This is a genomic window from Halopenitus persicus (genome assembly GCF_900107205.1).
GTDB classification, from domain to species: domain Archaea; phylum Halobacteriota; class Halobacteria; order Halobacteriales; family Haloferacaceae; genus Halopenitus; species Halopenitus persicus.
On sequence record NZ_FNPC01000017.1, the window covers coordinates 1 to 17,552 of the forward strand.

At 61.8% G+C, this 17,552-nt stretch carries 16 protein-coding genes and 1 pseudogene; 3 read left to right on the forward strand and 14 right to left on the reverse strand.

Annotated features, from left to right (window positions below; genetic code table 11):
- Positions 1 to 419: PH domain-containing protein (locus tag BLV25_RS15940; protein ID WP_092735320.1), on the forward strand; the 419-nt coding region annotated here is incomplete at its 5' end.
- 123 nt (positions 420 to 542) lie between these two features.
- Here the strand turns inward: BLV25_RS15940 and BLV25_RS15945 are convergent.
- The 8 genes from BLV25_RS15945 to BLV25_RS15980 all read right to left on the reverse strand — a co-directional run bounded on the left by BLV25_RS15945 (position 543) and on the right by BLV25_RS15980 (position 8,787).
- The gene (locus BLV25_RS15945; protein WP_092735322.1) at positions 543 to 746 is read right to left on the reverse strand and encodes a hypothetical protein; all 204 of its coding nucleotides are present in this window, start codon (positions 744 to 746) and stop codon (positions 543 to 545) included.
- A complete protein-coding gene (locus BLV25_RS15950; protein WP_092735324.1) occupies positions 743 to 1,891 on the reverse strand; it encodes an XdhC family protein in 1,149 nt (382 codons plus the stop codon). The genes BLV25_RS15945 and BLV25_RS15950 overlap by 4 nt, the downstream gene beginning before the upstream one ends.
- Entirely contained in the window at positions 1,888 to 3,267 is a 1,380-nt protein-coding gene (locus BLV25_RS15955; protein WP_218128660.1) for a VWA domain-containing protein, read from the reverse strand. Before BLV25_RS15955 ends, BLV25_RS15950 begins: the two co-directional genes overlap by 4 nt.
- Positions 3,264 to 4,178: an AAA family ATPase gene (locus tag BLV25_RS15960; protein ID WP_092735326.1), complete on the reverse strand. Its 915-nt coding sequence runs from the start codon at positions 4,176 to 4,178 to the stop codon at positions 3,264 to 3,266. Before BLV25_RS15960 ends, BLV25_RS15955 begins: the two co-directional genes overlap by 4 nt.
- Positions 4,179 to 4,266: 88 nt before the next feature.
- The gene (locus BLV25_RS15965; protein WP_092735327.1) at positions 4,267 to 5,154 is read right to left on the reverse strand and encodes an FAD binding domain-containing protein; all 888 of its coding nucleotides are present in this window, start codon (positions 5,152 to 5,154) and stop codon (positions 4,267 to 4,269) included.
- Entirely contained in the window at positions 5,154 to 7,601 is a 2,448-nt protein-coding gene (locus BLV25_RS15970; RefSeq protein WP_092735329.1) for a xanthine dehydrogenase family protein molybdopterin-binding subunit, read from the reverse strand. Before BLV25_RS15970 ends, BLV25_RS15965 begins: the two co-directional genes overlap by 1 nt.
- Positions 7,598 to 8,152, reverse strand: coding sequence for a (2Fe-2S)-binding protein (locus tag BLV25_RS15975; protein WP_092735331.1), 555 nt, complete (start codon positions 8,150 to 8,152; stop codon positions 7,598 to 7,600). Before BLV25_RS15975 ends, BLV25_RS15970 begins: the two co-directional genes overlap by 4 nt.
- Positions 8,149 to 8,787 (reverse strand): CoxG family protein, encoded by a 639-nt coding sequence (locus tag BLV25_RS15980; protein WP_092735333.1) that lies wholly within the window; start codon positions 8,785 to 8,787, stop codon positions 8,149 to 8,151. The genes BLV25_RS15975 and BLV25_RS15980 overlap by 4 nt, the downstream gene beginning before the upstream one ends.
- A 211-nt stretch (positions 8,788 to 8,998) precedes the next feature.
- Here BLV25_RS15980 and BLV25_RS15985 point away from each other — a divergent pair, with 211 nt between their 5' ends.
- A complete protein-coding gene (locus BLV25_RS15985; protein ID WP_092735335.1) occupies positions 8,999 to 10,195 on the forward strand; it encodes a molybdopterin molybdotransferase MoeA in 1,197 nt (398 codons plus the stop codon).
- The gene (locus BLV25_RS15990) at positions 10,192 to 10,863 is read left to right on the forward strand and encodes a nucleotidyltransferase family protein (protein ID WP_092735337.1); all 672 of its coding nucleotides are present in this window, start codon (positions 10,192 to 10,194) and stop codon (positions 10,861 to 10,863) included. The genes BLV25_RS15985 and BLV25_RS15990 overlap by 4 nt, the downstream gene beginning before the upstream one ends.
- Positions 10,864 to 10,890: 27 nt before the next feature.
- Here the strand turns inward: BLV25_RS15990 and BLV25_RS15995 are convergent.
- From BLV25_RS15995 to BLV25_RS16020, 6 genes and pseudogenes are all read right to left on the reverse strand, one after another.
- Positions 10,891 to 11,172, reverse strand: a pseudogene (locus tag BLV25_RS15995) (aldehyde dehydrogenase family protein); the annotation flags it as partial.
- A gap of 69 nt (positions 11,173 to 11,241) precedes the next feature.
- Complete coding sequence (locus BLV25_RS16000) at positions 11,242 to 12,666, reverse strand: orc1/cdc6 family replication initiation protein (protein WP_092735339.1); 1,425 nt, start codon at positions 12,664 to 12,666, stop codon at positions 11,242 to 11,244.
- A 163-nt stretch (positions 12,667 to 12,829) separates the two neighbouring features.
- Positions 12,830 to 14,044, reverse strand: a complete 1,215-nt coding sequence (locus tag BLV25_RS16005) for an RNA-guided endonuclease InsQ/TnpB family protein (protein ID WP_092735341.1) — start codon at positions 14,042 to 14,044, stop codon at positions 12,830 to 12,832.
- 492 nt (positions 14,045 to 14,536) lie between these two features.
- Positions 14,537 to 15,493: a M48 family metallopeptidase gene (locus BLV25_RS16010; protein ID WP_256335778.1), complete on the reverse strand. Its 957-nt coding sequence runs from the start codon at positions 15,491 to 15,493 to the stop codon at positions 14,537 to 14,539.
- A gap of 62 nt (positions 15,494 to 15,555) precedes the next feature.
- Positions 15,556 to 16,257, reverse strand: coding sequence for a hypothetical protein (locus BLV25_RS16015; protein WP_256335779.1), 702 nt, complete (start codon positions 16,255 to 16,257; stop codon positions 15,556 to 15,558).
- A gap of 429 nt (positions 16,258 to 16,686) precedes the next feature.
- Positions 16,687 to 17,451: an HFX_2341 family transcriptional regulator domain-containing protein gene (locus BLV25_RS16020; RefSeq protein WP_092735343.1), complete on the reverse strand. Its 765-nt coding sequence runs from the start codon at positions 17,449 to 17,451 to the stop codon at positions 16,687 to 16,689.
- Positions 17,452 to 17,552: the final 101 nt, after the last annotated feature.

Sequence of the window (17,552 nt, forward strand, 5' to 3'; positions counted from 1 at the left end):
CACTCTTCCTCGCAGTCGTTCCACTCGGAGTGGCGATCCCGCTCTGGAAGTATTTCGCTCTTCAAGGCGTACAGTACGTTGTAACGGACGAAGCACTCTACGTGAAACGCGGCGTTTTGACCCGGTCTGTCACACAGGCAAATCTCGAAACCGTCCAGAACAGCTCCTTTGGGCAGGATATCACGGGGTCGATCTTCGGATACGGCTCAGTCACGTTCGAAATCGCTGGTGGGGACGACCTCTCGTTCCGGGCGATCGAAGACCCTCGTGCAATCCGGGCACTTGTCGATCAAACAACATCGAACGACGATGGTCTCGGTGGTGGCGATAGACAAGAATCCGTTATCCCGGGAGATCTGACGAAGTGGCAGCAAATTCGAGACGAGATACGAGCGATTCGCAGTACTCTCGAAGAATAGTCGCGATACTTGCTGTCGAAATCACCGACCGGGACGGAGAGTTGTTGTCTGTTACCGACGTCAGCGGAAGACCGTTCCTCACCGGGGTGAGCGACGGGAACGGAGGAGAGAGGAAAGGGCAACTCACCGGTTGACGCTGCTCGTGACGGACGCTTCGAGGACGACGGTACCGTCGCTGCTGACGAACCTGAGGGCTTCCTCATCCGTCATCTCCGAGTGGAACCGGGGCGCGTGGGGGATGTCGAAATCCTCCGGGGTTCGGTAGTTCGCGGCGATCGACCAGGTCCGAGCAAGCATCGGCGAGGACGCCACATCGTCGGCCGTCACGAGGATTCTCCCTCCACACGGTCGTGAATCGGCCCTGCACGGTCCGTGAGATGGCAGGGATCCCGGTCGTTCGCGACGGCCAGGAGTTCGGCGACGATGCTGTAGGCGATCTGGTAGGGACTGTCTCCACCGAGATTCACGCCGATCGGAGTGTATATCCGTTCGAGTTCGGCGTCGGTGAACGTCCGCCCCTCCGCCGCGAACGCCTCGCGCATCTCCGCAAAGCGCTTCCGTGGACCCATCAGACCGAGATACGGCACCGGGGTTTCGAGGAGCACGTCGATGGTGATCCGGTCATCCACGAAGTTGTGGGTCATTACGACGGCGTAGGTGTCCCCGTCCCACTCCCGAAGGTCAGCTACCTCGTGGGGGCTCGCGGAGATAACCTCGTCCGCACCGGCCAGACGGTCGTCGTCAATATGCCCCCCGCGGAAGGCGACGACCGTCACTCGGAAGTCGACGAGCGTCGCCAGTTCGACGACCGGGCGGACATCGTGGCCGGAACCGAACACCACCACTTCCGGCGGTGGCCGGATGCCGTTCACGAACACGTCCACACTCGCCTCCTCCGTGCCGGTCGCGTCTCCGTCCGATCCCCGGGAGACGGTGAGTAGGTCGCTTCCGCCGTCCGCAAGCAAGCGCTCTGTCGCTTGGCGTATCTCCTCGCAGACCCATATGGGCAGGTCGCCGTCGAACTCCCCGGCAGCGTAGTAGCCGCGCGTCGCGATCGGGAGATCTCCGTCGACGACAGTCGCAACTGCGACCGGATCGCCACGGTTACGAGCGTCGACGACGGGTGTGTAGTCGTCAGTCAGTGGTTCGAGGAGAACCGTGATGACGCCGTTACAGCCGACGCCCATACCCCACACGTCATCATCGCCCGTGAGATCCCACGTCTCAACGCGGGCCGTGCCCGCGTCAAGTACGTCGGTGGCGAGATCCTTGACCTCGTCCTCCAGACAGCCGGCAGTGATGCTTCCGGCACCTCCATCCGGCCGGATCAGCATCTTGGCGCCAGGCCTGCGGTACGCGCTCCCTTCGACATCGATGACGGTCACGAGGACGGCGTCGACATCTTCGTCGAGGGAGGAACGGATGCGGTCGAACAATTCAGTCTCCGGTAGGCTCCACTCGTTCATATTCAGACGTCATTTCGGCGGGCTTCGGAAACCCCCCGCCGTGGGTCGTACTCGTAGCCGATTCGACCGCCGAGTCCGTGGCGCCGCAGTTGCCGGCCGACCTCTGCGAGATCGTTGGGGCCACCGAAGGCGAACAGTCCGTCGATGAACGGAAGTGCACTCGCCATTCCATCCGCCCGTGGTTCGTATTTCGACGCCACTGCGAGCGGGTTCAGCCAGACGATTCCCGCCGTGCGCCGCGAGAGCGGCGCCAATGCCCCTTCGAGTGCGTCGGCGTCGCCCGTCTCCAGTCCGTCACTGACGACGAACACGACGGTTCGACGATCGAACGCCCCCGGCGTATCCGCGAGAAAGTCGGCGAGCGACTCGCCGATCCGCGTGCCGCCACCCCACTCCGTTTCCGCCCGATCGAGCGCGTCGAGGGCGGCCGCCGCGGTTGATTCGTCGAACGCCTCGGACACGTCGCGAGCCGACTCGTCGAAGAGGACGATACGACAGTCACGCCACTCCGTTCGGGCCCGCCGGAGCGTCCCCAACAGGAACGACCGGTCGATCGTATCGAGGACCGATCGACTCACGTCCACGAACCATACCGCACGCACGGCATCGGGTTCACGGTCGCGACGCGGAAGGGAGACGATCGTGCCTCCAGTTCCGATACTCGACCGGAGCGATCGCCTGACGTCGGCCCGCTCGTCTCCCGGCCGCCATCGTCGCCCCCGAAGCGTCGCGAGCCCCCGTGTCAGTTTGTCGAACGCGGTCGCGAGCCAGTCAACCGGTCCAATGCCGACGCTTTCCGAGACGCGCGTCCGACGTCCCGTCGGACTGACCCAGGATCGCTCGACCGTGTCAGCGTCAACGTCGGGTTCGGAATCGGCAACCACCGCGTCCAGCGTCGCGGACGCCGCCACGGGATTCGTCTCCGGATCGGCATCCGGATGGTCGGCCGTTTCTGAGGCGTTCGTCTCCGGCTCGTCGTCCGTGGCGTTCTCGTGCATCGGCGCGAGCGTCCCCTCCGGGCCGTCGTCCCATCGCGGCGCCGGCCCGTCAAGGTCGAGTCCGGCTGTGAGTCGCCGCCAGAACTCGGAAAACTTCCGATCGAACGTCGACATATCCTCCGCGTCGGAGATGAGACACGCCCGCAGCGCCGTCCGAGCGGTCGCCTCGTCGTCGAATCCGACTTCGACGAGCGCGCGGGCCGCGGTCGGTCCGGCGTTCGCGGGGACGGCAACGTCGGCACGCCGGAGCGCCCGAACGAATCGGACGAGTTCGTCGCGGACGTGGTCGCGTGCCGCTCGGAATGCCGGCACGTCCGGAACGGTGACACCTCGGTCCTGACCGTTCGAAGACCGGTCGTCCCGGTTCGCCCCGTCGGGATTCACGGCGTCACCTCCGCACGGGCGTCGGCTGCGGCCTCAACGAGCGTCTCCAGGAGGGACTCGTCCACTCGCTCGACGTCCTCGACCTCCTTGAGCAGACAGCCAAGCGTTTCGTGGATCTCCTCGGGTGTCAGCGGGTCGTCGTTTTCGGCACGGAGGGCGGCGACGGCTCGTGCCCAATCGATGGTCTCGGCTGCGCCGGGCGGCTTCCGCAGCGGTTCCTCACGAAGACGCTTGGCCATCGCACACAGCTCAGTCGCGACGGCACCGTCGAGTGCGGGCACCTTTCGCTCGAGGATCGCCCGCTCCTTCTCGAACGACGGCGGTGAGACGTGCAGGAAGAGACACCGTCGCTTGAGCGCGTCGCTGAGTGCCCGCGTCCGGTTCGAGGTGATCACCACGATCGGCGGCGTCTCCGCACGGATCGTCCCGAGCTCGGGCACGGACACCTGGAAATCGCTCAGCACCTCCAGCAGTAACGCCTCGAACTCCTCGTCGGCACGATCCACCTCGTCGATCAGCAGCACTGGCGGCGGGGATCCCCCTCGAAGCGCCCGTAACAGCGGCCGTTCGAGGAGGAACTCCTCGGAAAACACCGACGCGTCGTCGTCGCTCGCTTGCACCGCCAGCAGCTGTTTCGTGTAGTTCCACTCGTACAGCGCGTTCTCGGCGGTCAGTCCCTCGTAGCACTGTAGCCGGACGAGTTCGGCATCGAAGCCGGCCGCAAGGACCTTCGCGAGCTCGGTTTTCCCCGCACCGGGTTCGCCTTCGACCAGTAGCGGCTTGCCCAGTCGGAGTGCGAGCAGCACCGTCGTCACCACGTGGTCGTCGGCGACGTACGACTCTTCGTCGAACAGCGTTCGAAGACGCTCGTCAGTCACATCGCTGAAGGCTGTCGGTCGTCGGTCGGTCATCGGTGTTTGAGGTATCTCGTGAACCCTGTGGACGAGCGATCCCCGGCCCGCGGTGATGCCCACGGTCGCGGATCGGGGGACAGTATCATCAGTCAGCAGCCCGCGGCGCCGCGTTCTCCGCGGTCGCTCTGAGCGCCCGTTTCGTGTACGCCTCGAGGAGGGTTGCGCGGAACTCTGCCGACGCCTGGAGGTCGGACATCATCATCGCCTCGTCGATGCCGTCGGTCGCGACGGCCGCCGCCGCCTCGATCGACTCCTGATCGAGTGACCCGCCAACGAGCGCCTCCTCGACCGCCTCGAGCCGGACGCCGTGGTCGAGTACGCCGTTGGCTCCCACACGAGCTGAGGTGACGGTTCCCCCGTCCGTCTCGACGAGCGCGGCGATGCCCACCATCGCGTACCCGGAGGACGGCGACGGCTTCTTGGCGTACGCTCCGGCAGCGCCGGCGGCCGATGGAATCTCGACGCGCGTCACCAGCTCTCCCGGATCGAGCGCAGTCGCGTACATCCCGAAGAAGTAGTCGTCGATCGGGATTTCCCGCTCGCCGTTGGGACCCTCCGCAACGATCGTCGCGTCCGACGCTAGCGCCGCTCCCGGCAGGTCGGAGGCGGGATCCGCGTGTGCGAGGTTGCCGCCGATCGTTCCCCGATTGCGAACCTGTTCGTCGCCAACCTGTCCGACGGCGGCCGCGAACGCCGGCGCGTGCTTGTGGGCCGCGTCCGCGTCAAGGAGGTCGCTGTAGCTCGTCATCGCGCCGACGACGAGCGTGTCGCCGTCGACTGACACACCGTGGAGGTCGTCGATCCCCCCCACGTCGATCAGCACGTCCGGACTCGACAACCCGCTCTTCATCGCCGGGAGAAGGCTATGTCCCCCCGCGAGCAGCTCCGTTTCAGCACCGGAGTGCTCGGCAAGGAGGTCGATCGCCTCGTCGACGGACGTCGCCTCGTAGTAGTCGAACTCGTCGGGGAACATCACCGATCACCCCCGTCGGCCGTCCCATCCTCGGGATCGTGCCCGCCGTCGGCGGTCGCGCTCGCATCCACGGCCCTCCAGACCCGTTCGGGGGTCATCGGCATCTCAATGTGGTCAACGCCAAACGGCTCCAGCGCGTCGGTGACCGCGTTGACGATGGCTTGCGGCGCGGCGATGGTGCCGGCCTCGCCGACGCCCTTCACGCCGAGCGGGTTGTGCGGACTCGGGGTCACGGTCGACGCCGTGTCCATCTCGGGGACGTGCTCGGCCTTCGGAACGGCGTAGTCCTGCATCGACCCCGTCAGCAACGTCCCGTTGTCGTCGTACTCGGCGCCTTCGTACAACGCCTGACCGACGCCCTGCGCGACGCCACCGTGGATCTGTCCCTCGACGATCTTCGGGTTGATCTGGTTCCCGACGTCGTCGACGGCAACGTATTTCTCGAATTCGATCTCGCCGGTTTCGGGGTCGACCTCGACGATCGCGGCGTGGGTCCCGAACGGGAAGACGAAGTTATCGGGGTCGTAGAAGGACGTCGCCTCCAGTCCCGGCTCCATATCGTCCGGCATATCGTGGGCGAGGTACGCCTGTTCGGCGACCGACTGGATGCCGATCGACCTGTCCGGTGCGCCGACGATCCGGAACTCGCCGTTTTCGAACTCGACGTCATCGGGGTCCGCTTCAAGCGAGTGTGCTGCGATCTCCCGCGCCTTGTCGACGACCTTTCGGGCGCTCTTGACGAGCGAGCTCCCGCCGACCGCCGCCGAACGAGAGCCGTACGTTCCCATCCCGTGCGGGATCTCGTCGGTGTCCCCCTCGACGATCTCGACGTCATCGTAGTCGACGCCGAGTTCGTTCGCGACGATCTGCGCATACGTCGTCGCGTGGCCCTGTCCGTGGCCGGAGGTGCCACAGAACGCCGTCACGGTTCCCGACGGATGGAAGCGAACGAGGCTCGACTCCCACAGTCCCGCCTGGGCGCCGAGTTGTCCGGCGAGTTCCGAGGGTGCGAGTCCACACGCCTCGATGTAACAGGAGAAGCCGACTCCCAGGTAGCGTCCCTCCTCGCGGGCTTCCTTCTGCCGGTCACGGAAGTCCTCGTAGTCAAGGAGGTCGAGGGCCTCGTCCATCGGCTTCTCGTACTCGCCGCTGTCGTACACGACGGCGACCTGCGTCTCGTACGGGAACGCCTCGTCGGGGACGAAGTTCCGGCGACGGAACTCGGCCGGATCCATTCCCATCTCGTGGGCGGCACGGTTCATCAGCCGCTCGACGACGAACGAGGCTTCCGGGCGGCCGGCGCCTCGGTAGGCATCGACCGGCGGCACGTTCGTGAACGCGCCGGTTACGTGGCCGTGGATCGCGGGGATGTCGTACTGACCGGAGAGGAGCGTCCCGTACAGATAGGTCGGTACTGCCGGCGCGAACGTCGAGAGGTACGCCCCGAGGTTGGCCCGCGTGTCGACCCGCAGACCGATCACGTCGCCGTCGTCATCCATCGCGATCTCGGCTTCCGTTTCGTGTCCGCGTCCCAGCGCGTCAGTCTGGTACGTTTCCGAACGCGTCGCGGTCCACTTGACGGGGCGGTCCAACAGCTTGGAACACCACGCGACGAGCGTCTCGTCCGCGTAGTGGTGGATCTTCGACCCGAAGCCGCCGCCGACCTCGGGGGCCTTCACGCGGAGCTTGTGTTCGGGATGACCGATGACCCCAGACATCAGGAGACGGTGGAGGTGCGGGTTTTGCGATGTCATAAACACCTCCAGTTCATCGGTTCCCGGGTGGTAGTCGGCGACCGCTGCTCGCGGTTCCATCGCGTTCGGGATGACGAGCTGGTTCGTCAGCTCGATGCTCGCTGTGTGGCTCGCGTCCTCGAACGCCGCCGCGGTCTTCTCCGCATCGCCGATCTCCCAGTCGAACGCGACGTTATCGTCCGCGTCGGCGTGGAGCTGTCGTGCGTCGCCTGAAAGCGCCTCGTCGGGATCGGTTACCGCATCGAGACGCTCGTAGCTGACGTCGACTGCACCGGCTGCATCCGCCGCCTGGTACCGCTGCTCCGCGACGACGATGGCGATCGCATCGCCCTGATACCGCACCTTCCCGTCGGCGAGTATTGGATGGTCGACATCGTTCAGACTCGGGAGGAGCCAGCCCACCGGCAGATTGAACGGGGCCTCGCCGGGGGTATCCTCGCGGGCGAGGTCGTCGTGCGTGTAGACTCCGACCACACCGTCCATCGCCTCCGCCTCGCTCGTATCGACGTCCTCGATGCGGGCGTGACCGTATTGGGACCTCACGACGGACATATGTGCCATATCGGCGAGCTGGATGTCGTCAGTGTATTCCGCATCGCCGGTGATCAGCGCCGGATCCTCGCGGCGTTCGATCGCCGACCCGAGGATGTCCGCGGCCGTCACGTCGTCAGGGTCGACGGACTCGATCGTCATTTCGACTCACCTCCGTCGGTCGTGGTCGGATCGTCAGCTGTCGGGTCGTCCGCCACCGTGCCTCCGTCGGCGACCGCCCCCGACCGCAAGGATTCGGCAGCGTTCTCGACGGCGTTGACGATGTTCTGATAGCCGGTACAGCGACAGAGGTTCCCCTCAAGCCCCTCTCTGATCTCCTCCCGCGTCGGGTTCGGGTTCTCCTTCAACAGTTCCACGGACGTCATCATCATACCGGGCGTACAGTAGCCGCACTGGAGTCCGTGTTCCTCCTGGAACGCCCGCTGGATCGCGTGTAGTTCGTCGCCGTCCGCTAGCCCTTCGACAGTTCGGATCTCGGCGCCGTCGGCCTGTACCGCCAGCGCGGTACAGGACTTCACCGCTTCGCCGTCCAGATGGACGGTGCAGGCCCCACAGAGGCTGCTCTCGCAGCCGATATTCGTCCCCGTGTATCCGAGTTCGTCCCGCAGCGCGTGCGCGAGCAACGTCCGCGCCTCGACCGTAAGGTCGTGCTCCGTGCCGTTGACCGTGAGTGTGATGTCGTGTTCCGTCATGACGAGTTCGATGAAGACCGCCCGAGCAATCGATCGACGATACCTCCCTCCTCGTCCTCCGCCGGAGTCGGCGTGTCCGCCTCCGCGAGCTGGAGTTCCCGTAGCGTCGACTGGACATCCCCGAAGAACCGCTTCACGAGGCGATTGGCGACGGGATTGATCACCCGCTGGCCCATACCTGCTACTTTGCCGAACACGTCCGCGTCCGTCTCCCACTCGACGGCGACTCCGCCGTCGTCCGTCTCGTGAAGCTCCATCCCGGACGACATCTCGAAGGAGCTGTCGCCGGAGCTCCCCTCCCCGGAGGCGCTCATTCGAGGCTGGTCGCGTTCGTCGATATGGACGACCGTTTCGAACGTCGGATTCACCGGACCGACGCTGACCTGGATCTGACCCGCATACCACTCGCCCTGCCGGAAGGCACGTTCGGCGATCGCCTCCGGATCCCCGGTCAGTTCGGCGTCCCGTTCATCCGCCCGGTCCGAGAGCTCGGTGAAGTCGACGTCGTCGCTCTCGACGTGAAGCAGATACTCACAGCCCGGGAGCGCGTCCGCGATCAGCACCGGATCCGACAGCGCCAGCCAGACTTCCTCGATGGTCGTGTCCTCCAGTTCGAACGTGCCGTTGAAGTTCATCCGTCGGGTCTCCCCCTTCGAATGCCTGTTAGACACATACATATGACACCGAGTCTATGTTACTATAAATGTTTGCAAAAATTGGATTAACTGGATATTCGAAACCAGATATAGTTAAGATAGTCGTGTATATGAAACTATTAACGAACACGTTCGGGGGATACGTGATGCCGATTCGCGTGTTGCCGGCTCGATCGACGGTGATGTTCTAATGGGGGACTGGACGGAACGCGTCGTTGCGGTCAAGCGGCTCCGGGCTTGTCTCGACACGCACGTCGAGCGTGACGCGGTACGGGTCACGCTTGGCGAAATCGCCGGACGAACCGTCGCCGAGGCCGTCGTCGTGCCGACGAATGTTCCCGATCGTCCGTTCGCGACGATGGATGGATACGCGCTCGCGACTGCCGACACTTCGCCGCGGCCGATATCCGGAAGCGTGGAAACGACCGACGCCCCCGATTCGCTCGTGGACGGCACCGCAGCGCGAGTCGCAACCGGTGCACCGCTGCCGAAGGGGGCCGACGCAGTCGTTCCGATCGAGGAGGCCATCGTCAAGGACGGTCGTCTCGTCGGATCGGCGCCGGCTGCCGGGCAACACCTGTATCCAGCGGGGGCGACGGCCGCCCAAGGTGAGACGGTGTTCGAACCGGGCGACCGACTCGCGCCGCGCCATGCGTCCCTCCTCCGTGATGTCGGGATCGATCGAGTCTCCGTTCGATCCCGTCCGACGGTCGGGATTCTCGCGACTGGTACGGAGATCGTCCAAGGCGATCAACCCGACCGCGACTCCGCTATGCTGGCAAGCTTGCTTCGCGAATGGGGGATGAAGCCAGCGATCCTCGATCCCGTTCCCGACGATCGACGCCGCATCGTTGCGGCACTCGAACGAGCGGCCGCCCGGCACGACCTCGTCGTCACCTCGGGAGGGACGAGCGTCGGTGCCGGCGATCACGTCGGCAGTGTGCTTGCCGATCACGATCCGATTTTTACGGGCGTCGCGCTTCGACCGGGACGGCCGACGACCGCGGCCATCGTCGACGGAACGCCGGTCTGTGCACTTCCCGGGAAGCCGGTCGCGGCGCACACGGCAGCCACGCTACTCCTCCGGCCGGCTCTCGTCAGTCGAACGAGGGATTCAGTCGATCCAACGGTGACCGTACCGGCGACAAACGACGTCGCAGTGCCGGATACGGACGTAGAGTACGCCGTTCCCGTGAGTCTTCGCGACGGATGTGCGGTCCCGACCGGGCAAGGTAACGACGCCGACGATCTATACGGGAAGCTGTTCAAGCCCGGTCGCGTCGCCTCGAGCACCCGGGTGACTCTCGCCGACGGCGTCGTCATTACGACCGAATCGATCGCCGCGGACCAGCCGGTGTCGGTCACGCCCTACGGGGTGATCGAATGACCGATGCTCCCGACCTGCCGGTTGTGGATCCGTCCGACGTGACGGATGACGCGGCTAAATCGTCCGATCTGCCCACGGTCGCTGGTGTCGTGCTCGCGGCCGGCACGAGTTCACGATTCGGCGACTCGAACAAGCTTCTGAGCACGATCGACGGTGAGCCTCTCGTCAGGCACGCCCTCCGGTCGCTGTTGGATGCGGCACTATCTCCCGTCTTCGTCGTAGTCGGCCACGAGTCCGAGGCCGTTCGAGAAGCGGTCGATGGATCCGGCGCGACGGTCATCGAGGCGCCGAACTACGAGCGGGGTCAGTCCGCGTCGGTCCGAGCGGGTACCGCTGCTGTCGCGGAAACGAACGCCGCGGCTGCGATATTTCTCCCCGGGGATATGCCGTTCGTCGACCCGGCGACGGTTCGAGCGCTCGTTGACGCGTACGACGCCGGCGTCGGCGACACGCTCGCCCCGGCGATCGACGGTCGACGCGGCAACCCGGTCCTGTTCGACCGGCGCCACTTCGCCGAACTCCGGCGTATCGATGGTGACGTTGGGGGGAGAAGCGTGCTCCTCGGGAGTGACAACGCCGCCCTCGTGTCGGTCGGCGACGAGGGAGTCCGAATCGACATCGACACACGGGCGCAGTTGGCTCGGCAAAGACCGGATGGAAACGGCTGAAGGGGGGCGTCGACACGCTGTATCGTTCGGAACCGAACGCACCCGGTTGACGTAGACACAGCCCACCTCGATATCGTGGGCGAGCCGCTCGTCCCGTTCTCGATCAGTCGTCCAGACGCTCCCGCCGAGTCCGAACCGCGTGTCGTTGGCTCACGCTATCGCCTCGGACTCGTCGTCAACGCGGAAGACGGCCGCGACGGGACTGAACAGTTCGCCTCGAGCCGCCGGCGAGTCATCCGGGACGTCCGTGAGCACCGTCGGCGGGGAGAACGCCCCATCCCGGTCGAGCGGCTCCCCGCCTGTCTCGGGGTCAAGCCCCAAGGCACTCGGCGTGCTCTGCCTGTAGATCCCGACGTCTTCTGTCGTTTGAGACATCAATTACTGTACTTGGCGCAAGTGGGAGTCAACCAGGTCTTCAACCTCCTTTTGAGGAACCGATTGGATCCGAGAATCCTCTCGCAGGGTCTCGAGAATGGTTTGTGGTCGATCACCGAATCGGAACTCAAGGAACATCCCGGAACTCGGCCCGTGGCTCCGTCGTTCAAAGTCGACGAGCGAATACGTCGTCAGCTCCTTCATCTTGTTCACGTAGGTCTCCTGGTGATACTGTACGACGTCGATTGCCGATGCAAGGGCCTGATAAGTCCGATAACCGATCGTGCTGCGTGCCGTTTCATTGGGCGTTCGAGATGCAACGGCGGCGGTGGCGTATAGACAGAGCTTCTTTTGGGTACTGATGCCTCGGACGACTTCGAGGACCTTGTTTTTCTCGACCTTATCCTGTGCCTGACGAACGTGTTCTTCACGAACCCGTTCATCATTGTTTCGTTCAGCGAGTTCGCCGGCGACTCGCATCAGGTCGATGGCCTGCCTTGCGTCGCCGTGAGTTTGTGCAGCAAATGCAGCTGCAAGTGGGATCACCTCTGTATCGACTACTTCCTCACAGAACGCGTCGCGACGTCGTTGAAGAATTGACTGTAACTGCGTTGCATCATAGTCATCGAAGTGAATGTCCTCCGGGAGAAACGAACTGAGCGCTCGACTTCCGACGGAGTCCATCATCTTCGTATCATTCGAAATGGCAACTACTGAAACGTAGGCTTGCAAGTCTTTGGTAACTCCAGCTCGGGACAATTGATACAGCAGGCGAGAGAATGCTGGTTCCTGTTTGTCACGCCGACCGATCAACATATCCAGTTCATCCAGCACGAAGACGACGGAATCAAAATTATCGTTGACGATTCGATAGAGCTCGTTCCATTTCTCTTTCGTCGCGACTCCGTGTTTCGGGACCTGAACCTCTTCATTAGCGACAGTAGCGGCCTGTTTCGCGAGTTCATAGACGGCGACGCCGAGCGTATCGAGGTCCTGGCAATTGATCTCGATCGTTCCAAATCGGATATCTCGTGATTTACAGAGGGCTGCAATATTCTCACACACTGCTTTTGTAATAAGCGATTTTCCGGTTCCGCTTGGACCGTAGAGAAACAGATTCGGCGGTCGGTTGTCTCCTAGAGCAACGCGAAGTTTCTTCGTGACTTCCGTGAGTTGTTCATCGCGACCCACGATGCGGTCCTCTTCGACCACGTGATTCGGATCAAGAAGCGACCGTTTGCGGATCAAGCTTGCTTGCTCGTCAAATTCCAACAACAACTCCTCGATCGAAGGCGAGGAGTCGTCACAATCCGCCCCAGATGTACGTGCTGATCTGCCACTAGTTGGTGACTCCGAACGAGCCGATTCGGGAGGTGATTCCCGAGGTTGAGTACGGCTGGTAGTTCCCCACCGAGGATTTCTACCCATAATTAGATTGTATATATCGGTGAATAAAATAATTTCCAACCAATAATAGATAGAATACTAATATGTTTTCATACAAAACTTCCCAAGACACACCCCTCTATCGATGTGTAACTAGTAAATTGCCTCGGGGTCAAGCCCCGAGGCTTTCGCGTGGACTCCCGTTCTAACTGCTGAGGGCAGTAGGCGAATATTCGCCGTTCACGTTCAGCGTCCCGCGATTCAAGCGCACATCTACGGGTGCGCCTCCGTCGTTTGCGTTTTGCCGACGACGGAGATACTGTAAACCGATGTTCTTTGAAGCGTTGTAGTCAGCGTGATTCTCGTACCCGCACTTCTGACACTGGAACGCTTCACCAGACCGATTATCGTCATGGGTAAACCCACACGTCGAACACCGCTTCGAGGTGTTCCGTGGGTCAACCTGTACGACATCCACGCCGTACTCCTCGGCCTTGTATTCGACGTATTTGGAGAGGCGTCGGAACGCCCAGACGTGTTGCCACGTTGCCTTCGGGATGTTCTCCCGAATGTGGGTCAACTCTTCGAACACGATGTGCGAACAGTCGTGTTCGACGGCCTCCTCGATGAGTTCGTTTGCCACCGAGTGCAGGTATATCTCGAACCGCCCCGTCTCTTTGCGACCGACGCTCTCGATGTTTTCGTGAGCGTGACGTGACCCACACTGTTGGAGCGACCCACGGCGTTTCTCGTACTCTCGTCGCCAGTGGTTGAACTCATCTGCCGACCAGAATCGCCCCGTCGAAGCGACGGCGATGTTGTTGACGCCCAAATCCACACCAAGGACTGTTCTGTGCTTGGATTCGGGTTCAGACGATTCGCCATCTGCTTCGACCTTCCGCATTGAGGCGTGCAAGTACCAGTCACCGTCTCGGTACTGTAAGTGTGCCATGCGAAACTCAAAGTCCTCGTCAGAGACGTACTTCGTCGGAGGCGTCTCTGAGTTGTCGGGGAGGATGTAGTCACACCTAATCCTGCCGTCTACGGTGGAGAGGGATACGTGATCGCGGTGGAACGTTGCACTTCGTTTGTCGTATACCGCGCTGTCTGCTGAAAAGTAGGGACATGACGTGTTCTCTCCACGTTCGAGACGCGAGACTCCGCTTTTGACGGCCTCAACCGCCCTGCGAATCCCTTTCTGGACGAGATTCGCGGTAAGGTTGGTTTCGTCGCGGAGTTGGTCGTAGAGGGCGCGTTCGGCTTTGGCTTTGGATGTAACGTGGTATCCGTCGTCGCCGTGCCAGCACCACTCCGAAGCGGTATTGGCGCAGTGTTTGAATTGATCGACAGTCTCACGAAGGAGCGGGGAAGCCCCTTCAGGAGTGTCGAGTTTAATGACGGCGGTTCGACGGTATTCCACTGTATTTCACATACTGGTCTATAGTTATTTAATACTTGGGAGCAGGCCTGCCTTCGTAGCGTGGTTTGTGCCCTCTGTTGTCGGCTTCCTCCCCGAGGTCAAGCCTCGGGGCATCCGCCTTGCTTATCTGTGAAGTGAAGGGGGGGGAAGGCAAATCTCGGAGATGATCGAGGAGACGTATACAGACAGACAGACACCCCTTTATCGATGTGTTCGATGTGTCGCATAGCTGGCTTCGATCAACAACTCTCGCGTCAAGGACGACGATACACATCGATAGAGGGGTGTCTGAGACAATCCGAGAGACGAGGAGCCTTCCAATATCTTGTGTTAGGGAGTGCTATCCGAGCGACAGACACTGGTTCAGAATGAACCGTCTCGGGGAGAGGTGGTTCGAGAGGCTGAGCATCTCCTCATCAAGGAAAACTGTATCTTCCGTACGATCCCGAGGCATTCAGCCGCTTCGACTGGAGACACTCTGGGCGTTCGACGTCAATACCGCTCTTGAGAATCCATCAGCTCTTGCAGGCGTGTTACTCGGGTTTCCAGATCTGGATGTGTGGCAACGATTCGATCGAACCGCTGATAAAGCGTAGCGAACGCCCCGTCAGACTCAACATCCAGGGCGACGATCGTGAACGCTCCGATCTCCGCACGTGGAACTGTCGTAGCCGATCGCTCACCAACCGCGGTCTCGATCGTTCGAAGCGCCGTGGCGAGTGCGGCAGGCTTCCCGGTGATCGCGACTGCACCGCGATCAGCGGCAAATTCCCGTGCCCGAGATAACGAGGCAGACAATAGAAGCGTACATATTCCAACCGGAAGCGCGACGACAAGCCCGACCGTGAGAAGCGCGTCGGCATAGTCCGCACGACTTACGGAACCGTGCTCGACTCCTGCCGTCGGTCCTGCCAACAGAGAGCCGACTCGTCCCGCTGCTGCGATCGGAAGCGCGACGGCGGTCATCACCGCAGCGTCACGGTTCTTGGTGTGTGCAACTTCGTGTGCGACGACTGCTTCAAGTTCTGCATCGTCCAGCAGGTCGAGAAGACCCTCGCTGACGAGCAGACAGGCATCCTGCGGAGAGAACCCAGTAGTTAGCGATAGTGGCTGCTCAATCGGAGTAACATAGATGTCAGGAATGGGCGCGTCGACCTGGTGGCTTACAGATCTCACCGTCGCTTGCAATGTTGGATATTCGTCTGCAGTTGCAGGTCGGGCTCCAGTTGCGTCGATCACGTACGACGGCGCATCGCGTTCACCCCACACAACCGCCGCCAGAACGGCCACCGTCGCGACTCCGACGAGCCCGTTTGCGACCGGCGTCCCGAACTCCAGGGGCATCGGTGTGAAAAGGGTGATAAATCCGATACCGAGTGCGACGGCGACCCCGCTGGCGATCGATGCGGCAAAGACGGGGAGGCCGAGTCCAAGCAGCGACACGACCATTCGAAGCTGGAGGCGACGGTTCGGGGACCACTCCATCATCGAACGAATACGATAGCAATCCGTTAATTCTGTGGATTAACTGGTGAGGTCCGCGCGAACCAGTAGCCGTAACCGAACGGAATGACGCCAGTGAGTAATCCGAGACACACGGCAAGTGGTCCAAAGATCAGCCCAACGAGGCCGATCACGGCCGACAGTGCTGCCGTGGCGAACAATCCGATTCCGACCGTCACACCAACGAGCAGGAGCCACCGCCGCTGGGCCGCAAGAACACCCGCGACGAGGCCGGTGGCGACGACGACAGCGGTCGTCGGACCGGTGACGAAACGGGTGGGTGAGCCGCTCTCAAAGAGTGCGGTTGCAACAAGTGCGATCGGAATCGCAAGTGCGGCGATCGCGACGGCACGCCGGACGGTCAATAGACGGGCGCGCGTCGGTTCACGATAGCGGTACCCGAGAAGCCCTAACGCGACTGCGACGTATCCACGTCCGACCGGTGTGAGCAGAAATCCGATGGCCACGCTCGCCAACTGGGTTCCCAGTGCGCCCTCGTTCTCAGGCGCGACGACGTAGTACGTGCCATCCTGCTGGTACAAGCCCTGTTCGACGATCGATGCGGTCGTCGTTCCTGATTCAATAGCTGTCCGAACCTCGGATGGGGCTTCGGATACCGGACGAGCAACGGTTGAGAACACCGTTTCGGGTCGGTTCGCTCCATCTGGATCGTCGCGTTCGTCGTCTCCTCTTTCGTCGAGATCGTCCACGCGTAGTAGCTCCCGTTATACCAGACATACGGCGTCCTGACGTCCTCGATCACGATGTGCAACTCCGGCTGGAGCGTTCCATTATAAGACCCGGTTGCGACTGCGGTTCGAATCGGGCCTTGATATTGAGCGGGTGTATCAGACAGTCGTTCCTCGAGGTCGGTTACGTTGCTCGTTGGACGCGTGACGAGCTCCGGATTCTCTCCGGGTTCGACGGACGTCGCCTCGTACGTGATGGTTGCACTCCCCGTCGTGGCGTGGAAGGCGAAGCTGAAGGTACTGCCAACGACGAGCAAAAGGAGCAGTGCGACGGTACGGGTGGAGGGGAGCGAGCGGGGCATAGTTCGGTGAGGGCTGGAGTTTGGTTGATTGCATCTCCGACGATTTCAATGCGGGAACTACGGTGGGGCTGAGCTACCGTCGATCGCGTTATGTCTGATTCGGTAGTTTGTGTCGAAACGCGTGAAGGGCGTTTTGGCCGGTATCGGTTAGTGAAATCTGTTTCGTGCGTCCCACTGATTCGACCGCAATGTATCCGTCTTCCTGGAGCGGATCAATGATACGACTGTTTAGTAATGCGAATTTCGCCTTCTCATTTGCCGGGTCGGACTGCGTGATGAAGGAGAGATCGTTCTCCTCAGCAAAGGTGATGAGGTCGCTTTTCTTCGGGGTATAGGTCGATTCAGTGGTCGTCTCGATGTAGTTGAGGATCCGGACCTGGTCGGTTGTCGGCGTCTCCAGCGGGTACGATGGCAGTTGTTCCGCGAGTTGCATTCCCTCCGTTCGTGGTGACTCCTGGACAGGATGCGACTGTGATTCCGGATGAACGTGATAGCCGCTCGCTTCAGTCGCCATACACGCCAATGCGGCCCCAACCGTCGCCAGCTTCGGTCCGCTCGAGACGTTGACGCGAACGATATCGTCCCGATACTCGTCCGCGATCGTCGTTACTTCGCCGAGTACGTCGTACACATCCGTGAGATCGATTTCGCGGCACTCCACCGTCACGCCGACGTCGGTGAGTTCAGCTACCAGATCGTCGTGGTACGTAACTGGCTTCCGTTGCGGGTCCCGCAACAGGTAGAGCACATCCGCGTTGTACGTGAGAACGGGTTCTTTGATGCGGTCGTATTCGTATCCAAGAGGCGCGATATGGACTTCGACTACTGACCGAAGTTCGGTCTCGTCACTCATTCTCGATAGTATAGATAGTAATAATACTATAATTGTATTGATTGTATTTCTAGTTTCTTTAGTATCGTAATAGAGTATAATAATTCTCTGCAAGTACTCGA

Coding starts and splice junctions, on each gene's coding strand:
- BLV25_RS15960 (WP_092735326.1), bottom strand. CDS start 4,178: ATGACCGACCGACGACCGACAGCCTTCAGCGATGTGACTGACGAGCGT.
- BLV25_RS15965 (WP_092735327.1), bottom strand. CDS start 5,154: ATGTTCCCCGACGAGTTCGACTACTACGAGGCGACGTCCGTCGACGAG.
- BLV25_RS15970 (WP_092735329.1), bottom strand. CDS start 7,601: ATGACGATCGAGTCCGTCGACCCTGACGACGTGACGGCCGCGGACATC.
- BLV25_RS15975 (WP_092735331.1), bottom strand. CDS start 8,152: ATGACGGAACACGACATCACACTCACGGTCAACGGCACGGAGCACGAC.
- BLV25_RS15980 (WP_092735333.1), bottom strand. CDS start 8,787: ATGAACTTCAACGGCACGTTCGAACTGGAGGACACGACCATCGAGGAA.
- BLV25_RS15985 (WP_092735335.1), top strand. CDS start 8,999: ATGGGGGACTGGACGGAACGCGTCGTTGCGGTCAAGCGGCTCCGGGCT.
- BLV25_RS15990 (WP_092735337.1), top strand. CDS start 10,192: ATGACCGATGCTCCCGACCTGCCGGTTGTGGATCCGTCCGACGTGACG.
- BLV25_RS16000 (WP_092735339.1), bottom strand. CDS start 12,666: ATGGGTAGAAATCCTCGGTGGGGAACTACCAGCCGTACTCAACCTCGG.
- BLV25_RS16010 (WP_256335778.1), bottom strand. CDS start 15,493: ATGGTCGTGTCGCTGCTTGGACTCGGCCTCCCCGTCTTTGCCGCATCG.
- BLV25_RS16020 (WP_092735343.1), bottom strand. CDS start 17,451: ATGAGTGACGAGACCGAACTTCGGTCAGTAGTCGAAGTCCATATCGCG.